Raw genomic sequence first — 13,592 nt, forward strand, 5'->3', positions numbered from 1 at the left:
CGGGATCAAGACGGTTCCCATTTCGGTGCGTCCAGACGCACCCTACCCTTCTCTCCTCCGGGCGTTAAATCTCGGCCGGCTTCTCGGTTGAAATCAGGGGTGCGCTTCCCACTTCTTATAACGCTGAAAATGGAGAAATACGCGCAATTAGACGCCTGTTCTTGGCGAATAGTCGACTTCTGGTCATAATGAGTAGCTATCGCATCGCTCTGAATTCTTGGCGACCGCCCACGACGCACCTCTAACGTGGCGCCGCAGACTGATCGCGACCTTCCTCCACTTAGCCCATCCCGCCAATAAGCTTCCTAGGGGAGTACGAGCAATAACTACGTCAAAGACCCAAATTGGCATGCTGACGATTGTAATTATCGTCGCGCTTCGCTTGGTTATCGGTTGGCACTTCTTCATGGAAGGGTCGAAGAAGATCAAATCGGGCGAGTTCTCCTCGGCTGGTTTTCTGCGAAACGCCAAGGGACCATTCGCCGACTACTTCCGTAACCTCAGTGACGACCCCAACGGCCGGAAGCGACTGGATCGCGATTATGTGCTTGGCTGGTGGGATTACTACGGCAAACAGGCCAACGCTCAGTTTGGCTTTGACGCCGCAGGCCAAGAAAAAGTCGGAAATCTGTACAAGATTTACGCCCAGCGGCTCACTTCCTATATGAACGATATCGCCGAAGACAGAAAGGAATACTTCCTGGAAGTCGAACGGTTGGCGAAGGCTCGCGCCCGGGCCGATAGCGACGACCTGCAGTACGAGCTCGACCGTCTGGATAAGAAAGACAAAGAGCTGTTCGGCAAGCTCCAGAAGTGGACCAAGGACATTAAGCAATTGCAGGACGAGTATGTCGAAGACCTGAATCGACTCGGCCGCGCCGCCGGCGCGACGTCGACCTTTTCGGCGCCCGATCCGAACCAATCAAGGATCGACGTCGTAGTAACTTATGTCACATTCGGTAGCGGCGTTCTGCTCATCCTCGGCCTATTTACCCGGATTGCGGCGTTAGCTGCCGCTGGCTTCCTGTTGCAAGTGATGGCCGCTCAGTTCCCGGGCTCCTACGGCGCCGAACCGGTCTACTACCAATCGGTGGAATTCACCGCCCTGCTGCTGTTGGCCGCTATCGGCGCAGGAAAATTCGCCGGACTCGATTTTATTCTCGGCGCGATGTGCCGCCGGTGTTGCGCGCAAGCCACATCTCCAAACGAAGGGGAGTAAATATGAACCTGAAGCCTGACGCCAAAAAGGCGGGTAAAGAGAATTTCGCAGAAGCGGTCGGCGTGAATCGCCGTGACTTCCTGAAGGGTGTGATCGCCGCCGGCGCCGTTTCAGGCGGTGGTTTGGGCGCTATGTACTTCGGCTATAGCAAGGTCGAAAACCCGGTTCGCATCGGCGTGATCGGCACCGGCGACGAAGGAAGCGTGCTGATCGGCGCGCTGAACCCGGACTACGTCCAGGTCGTCGCGATCTCCGACATTCGCCCCTACAACGTGCACCGCGCCTTCCACGGCGACCACTCGAGCGATGCGGCCTACTCGGCTCGTCGCGGCTTGATGAACGTCTACGGTTGGAAGACCGAAGACGAAGCTCGTCAGCACGTGAAGGTCTACGAAAACTACCAAGATCTGCTCGCCGACGATTCGATCGAAGGGGTCATCTGCGCCACGCCGCTGTTCATGCACCATCCGGTCGTGATGGACGCGCTGAAGGCGAAGAAGCACGTCCTGACCGAAAAGCTGATGGCCCACAACATCGCGCAGTGCAAAGAGATGGGCCGCGCCGCCAATAGCGCCGGCTTGCATCTGGCGACCGGTCACCAACGTCACTACAGCGTGCTGTACGACAACGCCGTCAATCTGCTGCAGTGGGGCCTCTTGGGCGAAGTTCACCACATTCGCGCTCAGTGGCACCGCGGCAACTTGCCCGGCGGCGACAGCTGGTGCCAACCCCTTCCCGGCGGCGAAGTCGACGCCCAAGGGAAGTTGGTCGACACGATTCTCAGCAACATGAACAAGTTCAAGGCCGCCGCTGAGAAAGGCAAAGGGGGCGACCCGGCTGAACTGGCCAAGAACTGGGCGATGTACGAACAGTACAAGGCCTGGAACGAAGACGCCAAGATCAAGCCCGAAAACTACGGCTATAAAGAATTCGAATTGGCAGACGGTCGCAAGATCTCGGCGATGGAAGAGCTGTGCCGTTGGCGGTTGTGGGATCGTACCGGCGGCGGTCTGATGGCCGAGCTCGGCAGCCACCAGTTGGACGCCGCGTCGATCTTCATCAGCTCGCTGCGTAAGGAAAAGGACGGCAAGAAGGTTCACCCGCTGACGGTCCACGCCACCGGCGGTCGCCATACCTTCCCGTACGATCGCGACGCTGACGATCACGTCTATTGCATGTTCGAGTTCCCTGGACCGGGCTACGACGCCAAGGAAGTCGGCTACTACGACAAGTTCCGCGACTTCCCGAACAAGGAAGCGGGCGTTCCGTCGTATGAGCAGGATCCGAACAAAAAGGTCGTCGTCACCTACTCTTCGATCAACGGCAACGGCTTCGGCGGTTACGGCGAAGTGGTGATGGGCACCAAGGGGACCCTGGTTCTCGAGACCGAAAAGGAAGTGATGCTGTACAAGAACGGCGGCACGTCGAACGTCAAAGTCGCCAAGGATAAAGAAGGCGGTCCGACGATGGATACCCAGGCCAGCGGCGCTCCGACGCAAGCGGCCAACATCGCCAACGCGGCGACTTCGGGCCCGGTCAGCCGCGGTTACACCGAAGAGATCGAGCACTGGGCATACTGCATCCGCAATCCTGCTCCGGAAAACAAGCCGAAGTGCCATCCGGAAGTGGCGATGGGGGACGCGGTAATCGCGCTGACCGCTCGCTTGGCGATTCAACGTTCGATCGCCGGCAAGGGTGGTTTCGTCCAGTTCAAGGAAGAATGGTTCGACCTGAACAGCGACGCGACTCCCGAAGCCGATCTGGCCTAGCAGCCCGTTGGCTTACTCGACGGGCTGCTGGAACGCAGGGATGCGATCCCAAAATGGCGACGTTAGTCGTTATTTTGCGAGCCGCGAAGAGCCCCGCTCTGAGCCTGGCGAGGTTGAAAAATGCCACGACGGCATTTTTCAACAGAATGCCAGTTTCGCGCTTCATTGCCGAAAATGCTGACTCATTGACCGCAGCTTCACAGCTGCGGTCATTTTTTTGCGCCGTGCGGGGGTTGCTCGTTGCGAAAGTGCTATCAGAGGCGTAAATTGCGTACATCTATCACCTTAGGCGTCGGGCCAAAGAATGACCGGCGTCTCCTACCTGTCGATTTCATCTTGAAGGAGTTGCAACGTGGCAAAATGGCCCTTGGGCGTCTTCGCCAGCATTGATGCGGGACTAGGCGTACAGTTGTCGGTCGTCGAAGAACTTGGCGTGCCGACGATTCAGTTGCATGCTCCGGCCAAAGAATCGCGTACCGCCGACAACGCCGCCAAGTTTCTGGCGAAGCTCGAATCGATCGGCGTGACGCTGACCTGCGTCTTCGGCGGCTTTGAAGGAGAAAGCTACGCCGACATTCCGACCACCAAAGAAACGGTCGGTCTCGTTCCCCCGGCGACCCGCGCCGAACGTCTGGCCGAGATGAAAGAGATCGCCGACTTCGCTCGCGTTCTCGACTGCGATGTGGTCGGTTTGCACGTCGGCTTCATTCCGCACGACAAAACCGATCCGATGTTCGGCGAAGTGGTCGCGGTCACCCAAGAGCTGTGCGATCACTGCCAAGGGAACGAACAGTACCTCCACTTGGAAACGGGCCAGGAATCAGCCGAAGGTCTGCTTGGCTTTATCGCCGCCGTCGATCGCCCGAACCTGCGGGTCAACTTCGACCCGGCCAACATGATCCTGTACGGGACCGGCAACCCGATCGAAGCGCTGAAGGCGATCGGCAAGCATGTCGGCAGCGTTCACTGCAAAGACGCCAAGTGGTCGGATCAGCCGGGCGTCACCTGGGGAACCGAAATGCCGCTGGGCCAAGGGGACGTCGGCATGGAAGAGTTCCTCCGGACGGTCAAAGAGATCGGCTACACGGGTCCGCTCACGATCGAACGCGAGATTCCGCAAGAGCCGGAACGTCAGAAGGCCGAGATCGGCGCCGCGCTCGAACTGCTTACCGCGCTTCGGACGAAGATCGGCTAACTTCTTTTTTCTTTGGCGGCGAACTGGGTGCTGGGCGAGGTCTCAGCATCCAGAGGACGATCAGAATCGGGATCGCGACCAGCGCCGCTTTCTTCCAAACCGACGAAGCGACCGCCGTCGTGATCGCGACCAACACGATCGCCAGCGACAGCCAGACCGGCAGCTTCGTAATCTGCGGATAGGCGAGCCAGAGCACGGCAAAGACGCCGCCAACTTTGATCATCGCCCCCTGGAAATGCTCCAGCGACGTCGTCGGAGCGTCGACCAGAAAGAGCGCCGCGCCAATCACGCAACAAACGATGGCGACAATGCCGATTTTGGTTCGAGAATTCACAAGTAGCGTGCGTTGCGGCTGGATTCGAAAACGAAGGAGTGAGTGGGACGTCAGTCTTCCGGCGCCATGCTCTTATCGCGTCTTCGCGAGAAGAGCATGTCTTCCAAGCGTCTTCCAGGTTCTAAGACATGCTCATCCGGCGAAGACGCCGCAAGAGCATGGCACCAAGGGTTAGAAGACGGTTACGTCGCTGAACAATTAGATCCGATCGAGCGAGTCGAGCCAACGGAGGATCGCCTCGCGATCGTCGGCGGTCAGCTTCTCCGCTCCGCTGGCGGTACCGCGATGGGTGACCGGGAACTTCATCTTGGCGAGCGCCGCGTCCAGCTTCCCGAGCTGAGCCGCGTGCGGCGCCTTGTCGTCGTACAGCGTGAAGATCGCCAGGCGATGCAGCGGGTCGTTGTCGGGCGGTTGCACGCCGCGCGGCACCGGAGCGGTCAGCGTCACGACGCCGGCGATCGCTTCCCGGTTTTCAAACGCCACCATATAGGCCATGGCGCCGCCGCTCTTCGAGCCGACCAGCGTCGTCCGGAGCGGAGCGATGCTGTATTTGCCGGCCAACTGTTCGATGCATTTCCGCACGACGCCGGTTTCGGACGGGGTCCAGCGATCTTTCGACGCCGGCGAGACCGACAGCAGAATCGTGCCGCTCTTCTGGCAGACTTCTTTCCAGTCGTCGATCGTCGCTTGCTTGTCGACTTCGCCCGGCTCTTGAACCAGGACCACCAGGTTGTAATCGCGGTCGGCGTTGTAATCGTCCGGAACCCAAGCGAAGGCCGCGTTCGGCTCTTCGGCCAGGCGAACTTCGATTTCGCCGGTCTTCGGCGGCTGAGCCGGTTGCTCCAGCTCTTTCGTCCACGCGGCCGGCAAGTCGCCAGGAACGGCGGTCGGGAGCGTGGCGAGGGTAATCTCCGCTTCCTTTTCTTCTTCGCCGCGGCGATAGACCAGTTTGATCGACGCGTCCGGCTCTTGCGTCGAGATTTGCGTCCGCAGTTCATCGGCCGAGGTCGCCGGTTTGTCGTTCACTTTCACGATCACGTCGCCAGCGGCGAGGCCCGCTTTGGCGGCGGGGCTGTCGGCGAGGACATCGCGAACGACGACTCCTTCCGCGTCACGAATCGGCAAGATGCCGAGGAACGGATGGGCGTACGGAATCAGCACGTCGATCAGAGTCGCTTTGACGTCGACCGTCTCTTCGCCACGCTTCAGCGTCAGCGCGACGACGTCTCCGGCGTACATCGGTTCGAGCAGGTGTTTTAGTTGCGCCTGGTTCACCACCGCTTTCCCTTGAATCGCGGTGATGATATCGCCGGCTTCGATGCCGGCCTCTTGAGCGGGCGAGTTGTAGCGAACGGCGCCGATCGCCGGCACGTCGGCCATCACGTCGTTCCCCTTCAGGCTGATGCCGAGCAAACCTTGTCGCAGGTCTTCTCCCTTTTGCAGCTTTTCGAGCCGCGGCATGATTTCACTCACCGGAACGGCGAAGCCGATGCCGGAGTCATACCAGTCGGCGCCGGCCTGGGGACCGGTCGCTTGCGGCGAGAGAGACGTGATCACGCCGATGACGCGACCTTGGATGTCGATTAGGGCCCCGCCGTAGTTGTTGGGCGAGATTTTGGCGTCCGATTGGATCGCTTTCCCCCAGACGCGGTTCATGGCGCTGACGACGCCGATCGAAGCGTTCGGCTGGGTCGACGAGAACGACTTGCCGACCGCGATCGCCCATTGGCCGACCCGCAGCTCGTCACGCGGGACGAACGTCGGCACCGGCAGCGGCTCTTCCGCGTTGACCTTCAGCAGGACCAGGTTGCGGCTATGGTCGCGAGCGACAATCTTGGCCGCGGTTCGCTTGCCGCTGGGAAGGGAAGCCAGGATCGAAGTTGGCTCATGGACGAAGTTGTAGCTGCTCGAGAGGAGGTAGCCGTCTTCGGTGATGACCAAGCCGCTGCACGGTCCACCGCCGGCAAGTTGATCGCCAACTTTCTCAAGGCCGCCGACCGTTTCGATCTGCAGGACCGACGGAGCGACCGCTTCGACCGCATCGCGCAGCGCTTTCTGTTCGAGCGTATTCAGGTCGTCCGCCGCGTAAGCGAACGTCGAGAGAGACGCACAAAGGCCAACGGCCAACAGGAGCGATGCGAGCGAGAATTTCTTATTCATTGAGCGTGACTTCAATCAGTTCGTCGCCGCGAAGCAGCGTCAGGCGGACCGGATCGTCCCGGTCGATAAAGGTTAGCTCTTCCCGCAGATCTTTCTGCGAAGAAATGAGCCGCCGCTCTGCAAACATCACCAGGTCGTTCGGCTGCAGACCGGCCGTCGCGGCCGGCGAATCAGGCGCCACGCGTTCGACGAACGGCGGCGTCTTCGGCAGCACGTCCGGCAGCAGGATCAGACCGAGCTGAGCCAGCGTGACCGGCTCCATCGGACGATTCTGGTTCTCGTCGCGGGAACGAGGACGGAAGCGACCGCTCAGGATGTCTTCGACCGAGGTTTGCAGTTCGCGAATCGGAATCGAGTAGTTGAGCCAAACGTTGTTCGACGCGTTGCGGATTTCTTTGCCGAGCACGCCGGCGATGTGGCCTTGCTGATCGGTCAGGGCTCCGCCGGCGGCGCCAGGGTTGTTGGTCATCGCGTCGACGACGTAGACCTTCCCCTTGTAGCGAACTTCCGACGCGCTGCGGCGACCTTGCAGATCGGTAATCGCGGTGATGTAGCCATGCAGCACGCTGGCCGGTTCGTCGCCGGTGGCGATGCCGTACAAGTTGCTGAAAGTCAGCACCCGTTGTCCGGCGGAAAGCTCCACCGACTCATCGAGATTGAAATAAGGCAAGTCGTCGGCGTCGACCTTCAGCACCGCGACTTCCAGCTCCGGATCGGCGCCGATCAGTTCGGCGGTGAAGCGGCGGCCGTCGTTGGCGACGATCGTGATGACGCTCGAGTCGAGGACGTAGCTCCAAACGGTCAGGATGTGCCCTTCCGGCGAAATGACGAAGCCGCTTTGGTACGACTCCAAGCCGCGCAGGCCGCCGGCACCAAAGATCTTGACGATCCGCGGCTGCACGCCGCGAATCGTTTGGGCGAGCGACGACTCGGCACGCGCTTCCGAAGCGGTGAAGCCGGACGAGAGCCAACCGAGCGCTACGACGAGCGCGAGTACCAGCGCTTTACGGATCATGCGGCATCCTTCGGTTCGGTCGACGACAAGGTCCATTTCAGACCATGCAGAATGTTGTAGATCTGATCGCCGCGACGAATGATGATCTTCGTCGGCAGGCGAACTCCTTCGAAGACGTCATAGTCCTGGAAACGCAGCTCGCACGGATCGGAGTCGGCTTCCGGGAACATTTCCATGGCGATCAGGTCGCCCGACTTCGGTTCAAAGTAAAAACGGGTTTCGATCGCATCGTACAGCCCGACCAGCACGTCGAACCGCTGATCGATCGTATCGAGCGGCGCCGTTCCCAGGTACGAGACTTCGCCGTACTTCTCGGGACCTTCCAGCTGCAACCGTTGCCAGGCGTGCAGCGCCAACAGCAAACCGCCGCTGCCGACCGGTTCCAGCTTTTGCGAGAGATCCCCTTCGATCTCAATCGCCGATTCGCGACCAGCGACCGTAGCGGCGGCTTTCTGCGGCGTCAGTTCGATCTGCACCGCGTCGCCGTCGGCCAGCTGACCGCTCACTTTCCAGTCGTTCGCGTCAGACGCTTCGCCCCGCTTCCAGGCTTCCCAGGTGCGGGTTCGCTCTTGCAGATTGAAGTAGTAGTTGGCGTAGCCTGATCGCGCCTCGAACAGCTTTTTCAGCTCTTCGGAGACCGGCTTCGTCTCTTCGCCGTGATGGTCTTCCGGCTTCGAGCCATCGGGGCTCGGCGGAGCGACCGACTTTTGGATCTTGGCGAGCAGCTCTTCGCGCGAGTGAACGCCGGCCAGGCGAACGACGATGTCATGTCGGGTGCCGCCGCGGAAGAAGCCAACCGGCACGCGCCAACCGCGGGGATAAATGCCGAGGGCATTCTTGAAACCGTTCACCGTGGTGACCGGCTTCGAGCCGAATGAGACGAGCTCGTCGCCGTAGCGAAGTCCGCGGCGATAGGCGTCGGAAGTGTCGAGGATGTTCGTCACGATCACTTCCCCTTCCGAGTCGGTCGAGACCGTGGCGCCCAAGGTCGCATGGTCGACCACGCGGCCGCTCTTCAGGTAGCCGAGGAAGTTCATCACCTGGTTCATCGAAATCGCGTAACCGACGCCGACGTTGACGCGGCCTCGCTTTTCGATCGAGATACGGCCGTTGATGCCGATTACTTGGCCATCTTTGTTAAAGAGCGGGCCGCCGGAGTTGCCGGGGTTGATCGACGCATCGGTCTGGATGCAGTCGGTGTATTCGATTAGCGTGCCACTCGGGTATTGATAACGGCCGACGCCGGAGACCATGCCCCAGGTGACGGTCGGCTGCATGTCGGTCGCGAGCAAAAACGGATTGCCGATGGCGAAGCACCAGTCGCCGACCTGCACCTTGTCGCTGTCGCCGATGTCGGCGGCGGGAAAGTCGTCGCGACCTTGCAGCTTGATCAGCGCGACGTCGCCGACCGGATCGATGCCGACGATGACCGCGTCGTACAGCTTGCCGTCCGACAGACTGCATTTCATGAACGAGCCAGCCGGATCGGCGACGTGGTAGTTCGTAATCGCGTAGCCATCTTTGGAGATCAAGACGCCGCTGCCGCCGCCGGCCGCACCGGCGAAGACGCAGACTGACGAGCGAGTCGCCTTTTCGATCGCGGCGATCCGGGCGTTCTCGGCGTCCAGGACCTCTTGCGGAGGCGCAGCAATAACGCGAGACGACGTCCCCAGGGACGTCGCAGCCAAGCAAATAGCGAAACAGGCGAGCGTACGCATTATTTAATCAACCGTGGTTGGCACAGATAAACGCGGTCTCCCAAATCGCCGTTGCCAGCGAAGTCGACCACGACCTTCAGACGGCGAGCGCCTCGGACGTCGCCGTGTATATCGAGAGACGATTGGTTTTCGTCGAGGACCGTATCGATCAAGGTCGTCTTGTCGGCGGTGATCGTCAGTTTCAAAGGACCGCTCGCGCCGGCCGGCAGGCCTGCGAAGGCATGAAACTGGCGAACGTCTTCCGGCAGCAAGTAGGTCAGTTCGGTTCGAGCATGCAATGCGATACCGCTGGCGAAAGATTTCGATTCGCCGCTGAGCGACAGTTCCAGCGGCTGGGCCGTCGAACCGGTTCGGACGTCAGGAGCGTAAATCAACGACAGCTGATCACGCGACAAGTTGGACGGAATAAAGGTCGCCCACGCGTCCTGGTCCGGGGTCAGATCGGTCAGCGGAATGATGTTGCCGGCCGCAAAGTCCATCGACTCGATCGCGGCGAGCGGGATCGTAAACTTCCCGCCGGCGTTCGATTCAACCTGCAGCAGATCCCCGTCCAGCATGATTTTTCCGGCGAAAATCACTCCCCCGTCACGCAGTTGCAATTTGCACAGCGGGGCGCCCAGCTTGCGATTGTTGCGCTGATAAAAGAGGAGCCCGGCCAGCTTGCTGAGCGGAATCTTCGCTTCGAGTTCGTCGAGCTGAATTGACGCCTTGTCTTCGACGATCGACTGGATGATCGCTTCCTGGAACGAGAGGTCGTCATTGCGACGAATCACGACGGCGTCGCCGAGAATCTTTTCTTCGAGCAGCTGATCCCACCGTTTGTCGAACGAACGCTGTTCGCTATCGAACCGGAGCATTCGCAGCGCGGCGGCGGGAACTTCAAATTGCGTAAAGCTCTCCGAAGTGACGACGAACTTGCGGTTCTCGAGCGAGAACTTTTTGATGTTCAGCTGCGAACCGTCGGCGAGCTGCAACATGGCGCCCCCTTCGGCCAGCGGAACCTCTTCGCCAGGAATGTCGACCCGCATCAGCGAGTCGTACGGGAACTTCTCATCGCCGACGCTGGTGCGCAGTCCGATCTCGTCCGCCGACAGTTGACGCAGTTCTCCCTGCAGCGTGCGACCGTCGAGCGTTTCAATGTCGACGGTCACTGCGGCCGAAAGCGTGGAGGCGGCGATCAGGATCAGCGGAATGCAGTTCACTTCGATTCCTCTTCGCGGGCCAGCTTGCGGAAGTATTCTTCAATGACCCGACGATAGTGAGACGGGAATTCGTTCGAGATTTGTTGCAGCGCTTCCTGCCGTTCTTTCGGCGGCAGATTTCCCCAGTTGTCGCCGGGGTTCATCTTCTTCGGATCGACGTTGCCGGGGCCGCTGCCGCCGGCCGGCATCGTGTCGTTCAGCGGGCTGCTCGGTTGGGTGTTGCTCCCCCCTTGCTGTCCCCCTTGCGACTGCTGCTGTTGCTGCTGCATCTGCTTTTCCAGCTCTTCGATCATCTTGTCGAGCTTGGCGACGACGTCGTCTTCCTGGGTGCGAACCTTCTTGCCGGCGCGGCCCAGATCCAAGCGGCGTTCGATGTCGCGCATCAAACGAGCCACTTCGTCGAGCGAATCGGTCTCCAGCGGTTGAATGTCGGCGAGCATCAGTTTGGAAACGGCCAGATAGCGCGGAGCGATCTGCTCTTGGTTCGAGAGCAACGATCCGAGCGTCGCGACGCATTCCTTTTTCTTCAGCAGGTAGTGTTCGCAAACGGCGCGGTTGAACAACAGCGCCGCCGGGTCGGCCGCTTCGGCGACCGGAATGTCTTTCAGCTGTTGGTACGCTTCGTCGAGCAGACGCTGTTCGGCGAGCCAACGGCCATATTGGAAGCGTAGGTTATCGCGAATCCAGCTGGGATACTGCTTCGACGAATCGGCCAGCCAGGGGAACTGCGGCGTTTCCTCGGCCGAGCTCGTGGCCAGCGTCGTCACGGCGAGCTCTCGTGCGTCGGCGTCGACCACGGCGACCGTCTCCAGGATCCGAATCCCCAAGTCGGCAGGCGTCTCGTCCGGGGCCTCTTCGGGCCAAAGCTGCGAGACCGCTTTCGCTTGCGCTTCCGGCGGATCGGTTTCGGTCATCCAGTCGATCACTTTTTGCCGGATCGCCGGATAGTCCGGGTTATGCCACTCGGCCTGTTTCTTGAGAGCGTCGGCGGCGAAAACCGATCCAGCGGTCGCCAGGCCAAGGGCGATCGAGAGCAATAGTCGGGGCGTCATCATTGGTTTTTCCCCAGAACGTTGTCTTGCGTGATTTGGTAGACCCGTTGTTGCCGCTGGGCGAGTTCGCGCAGCGCGTCGAGCACTTCTTCGCTGGTCGCTTGACCGACTTCGTCATCGACGTCGCGAAGGAGTTTCGCATATCGTTCCGTCCGTTGGTTAATGCGGACCTGCATCGACTTGATCAGCTTCAGCTCTTGGATTTTGTTGACCAGCGCTTCGTCCTGCGGCTGACCTTGTTGCTGTTGCTGCTGCTGTTGTTGCTGTTTCCGTTCTTCCTGCTCCTTCTGGGCCTGCTTGAGCGCGGCCAGCAGTTCTTCCAGCGTGTCGATCACGTCTTGTTCCAGCGTCAGGGTCAACGGGTCGACCTTCGACTGGCTCAAGCGATCGGCGATATTCTCCATGTCGTCGCGCAGCTGCTGCAGCGCTTCGGGGAAGGCGATTGACGATCCTTCTTCCTGCAGCAGCGTCATCGCTTTGTCCGCTTCCAGTACGATCTGCTTTTCGGAGAAGGCGAGCTTTCCGGCCTGAATGTCTTCGGCGGCGCCGCGCTGCGCTTCGGGAACCTGCGACAGCCGTTCCGAGTCGTCGTAAACCTTCAGCTGCATCTCGAGCATCTTCGAGAAGCGGGCTTCCAGTCGCGCCAGCACGCGTTCGATTTCTTCTTCGCGCAGCTGACGCAGAACTTCTTCCAGCTCGGCGATCGCTTTGGCGAGTTCCGTTTCGGCTTGTTTCTGCTCTTCGATCGCCTCCGGCGTCTTCTTTTCGTCGAGCTTCTTCTTCGCCTCTTCCATGCGGCGCTGCGCTTCTTCGACTCGCTTGCGAGCCGGGAAGTCAGGCTGTTGTTGCTGCTGTTGTTGGTCTTGGCCTTGCTGTTGGTCCCCTTGCTGCGGTTGGCCCTGTTGGGGCTGTCCTTGCTGAGGTTGACCCTGCTGCGGTTTGCCTTCTTTCGGTTCGCCTTCTTGCGGCTCCCCTTCGCTGGGCATCGGTTCGCCCGGTTTCTGTTCACCAGGCTTTTGTTCGCCTGGCTTTTGCTCACCCGGTTTCGACTCTTCGCCTGGCTTCTTTTCGCCCGACTCTTCGTCTCCCGGCTTTTTCATTTCTTCTTCGCCCGGTTTGTTTTCACCTGGCTTGCTTTCGCCTGATTCGCCCGGTTTCGATTCGGAACCGTCCGAAGGCTTCTGCTCCCCTTCCCCGTCCGAAGGTTTCATTTCCCCTTCGCTCGGCTTCGACTCTCCTTCTTCGCTCGGCTTTTTCTCGCCGGGCTGCTGCTCTCCTTCTTCCCCTTCCCCTTCGGAAGATTCTCCTTCGGCTTCGGGCTCTTCGTTTTCTTTCATCCGCTGAGCGAGCTTGGCGGCGTCTTGCGACAGCTGGTCTTGCCCGTCGGAGAGTCGTTCGGAGTTTTCGCCCCCTTCGGTGCGACCTTGCAGACTGCGCTGACGATTGAGGAGCTTCTTCGTCTCTTTGATGTACTCGCGGATCCGCTCTTGTTCCGACTTCAGTTCGTCGTCGCGGTTTTCGCTTTGCAACAGTTGCAGCAAGTTATTGAGATCTTTGGAGACGTCCTTCTGACCGTCGACCGCACGCTTCAATTTGCCGTCGCCAAGAATCGCGACCAGCGTCTCGAGCTGCGAACGGATCAACTTGTCTTTGCTCGCGTGAGCCGCTTCGCGCAGCAGTTTGGCTCGCTCGGGATTTTCGATCTCGTCGATCTCGGCCATCTTGATCATCAGATCTTCGAGGCGCGAGAACCCTTGCGCGAGACGGGCCTGACGTTCGGCCAGCGCGGCTTCCGGTTTGGCCGGCGCAGCGGCGTCACCTGCGTCTTGAGCCGATACACAAGCGGCGAGGGATAGAAAGACGGTGACCGCAGACGCCATAAGCGAAGAATTGCGTACCTTGATCATCGTAAGGTCCCTCCTGGGCGG

General features: G+C 60.1%; 10 protein-coding genes. 3 read left to right on the top strand and 7 right to left on the bottom strand.

Annotated elements, in window-relative coordinates:
• Positions 1 to 349 precede the first annotated feature (349 nt).
• From LOC68_RS27935 to LOC68_RS27945, 3 genes are all read left to right on the top strand, one after another.
• Positions 350 to 1,219, top strand: coding sequence for a DoxX family membrane protein (locus LOC68_RS27935; RefSeq protein WP_230225098.1), 870 nt, complete (start codon positions 350 to 352; stop codon positions 1,217 to 1,219).
• Positions 1,220 to 1,221: 2 nt separating this feature from the next.
• Entirely contained in the window at positions 1,222 to 2,988 is a 1,767-nt protein-coding gene (locus LOC68_RS27940) for a Gfo/Idh/MocA family protein (RefSeq protein WP_230225099.1), read from the top strand.
• 352 nt (positions 2,989 to 3,340) lie between these two features.
• On the top strand, positions 3,341 to 4,183 hold the full coding sequence (locus tag LOC68_RS27945; RefSeq protein ID WP_230225100.1) for a sugar phosphate isomerase/epimerase family protein: 843 nt from the start codon (positions 3,341 to 3,343) through the stop codon (positions 4,181 to 4,183).
• Here the strand turns inward: LOC68_RS27945 and LOC68_RS27950 are convergent.
• The 7 genes from LOC68_RS27950 to LOC68_RS27980 form a co-directional block, all read right to left on the bottom strand.
• On the bottom strand, positions 4,155 to 4,517 hold the full coding sequence (locus LOC68_RS27950) for a hypothetical protein (RefSeq protein WP_230225101.1): 363 nt from the start codon (positions 4,515 to 4,517) through the stop codon (positions 4,155 to 4,157). The genes LOC68_RS27945 and LOC68_RS27950 overlap by 29 nt on opposite strands.
• Before the next feature lie 198 nt (positions 4,518 to 4,715).
• Complete coding sequence (locus LOC68_RS27955; protein WP_230225102.1) at positions 4,716 to 6,677, bottom strand: PDZ domain-containing protein; 1,962 nt, start codon at positions 6,675 to 6,677, stop codon at positions 4,716 to 4,718.
• The gene (locus tag LOC68_RS27960; RefSeq protein ID WP_230225103.1) at positions 6,670 to 7,692 is read right to left on the bottom strand and encodes a S1C family serine protease; all 1,023 of its coding nucleotides are present in this window, start codon (positions 7,690 to 7,692) and stop codon (positions 6,670 to 6,672) included. Before LOC68_RS27960 ends, LOC68_RS27955 begins: the two co-directional genes overlap by 8 nt.
• Entirely contained in the window at positions 7,689 to 9,410 is a 1,722-nt protein-coding gene (locus LOC68_RS27965) for a S1C family serine protease (protein WP_230225104.1), read from the bottom strand. Before LOC68_RS27965 ends, LOC68_RS27960 begins: the two co-directional genes overlap by 4 nt.
• Positions 9,410 to 10,612, bottom strand: a complete 1,203-nt coding sequence (locus tag LOC68_RS28690) for an NPCBM/NEW2 domain-containing protein (protein ID WP_230225105.1) — start codon at positions 10,610 to 10,612, stop codon at positions 9,410 to 9,412. Before LOC68_RS28690 ends, LOC68_RS27965 begins: the two co-directional genes overlap by 1 nt.
• Positions 10,609 to 11,667: a hypothetical protein gene (locus tag LOC68_RS27975; RefSeq protein WP_230225106.1), complete on the bottom strand. Its 1,059-nt coding sequence runs from the start codon at positions 11,665 to 11,667 to the stop codon at positions 10,609 to 10,611. Before LOC68_RS27975 ends, LOC68_RS28690 begins: the two co-directional genes overlap by 4 nt.
• A complete protein-coding gene (locus tag LOC68_RS27980; protein ID WP_230225107.1) occupies positions 11,664 to 13,571 on the bottom strand; it encodes a hypothetical protein in 1,908 nt (635 codons plus the stop codon). Before LOC68_RS27980 ends, LOC68_RS27975 begins: the two co-directional genes overlap by 4 nt.
• Positions 13,572 to 13,592 lie beyond the last annotated feature (21 nt).

The sequence above is a fragment of the Blastopirellula sediminis genome (assembly GCF_020966755.1).
In the GTDB taxonomy this organism is placed as follows: Bacteria; Planctomycetota; Planctomycetia; order Pirellulales; family Pirellulaceae; genus Blastopirellula; species Blastopirellula sediminis.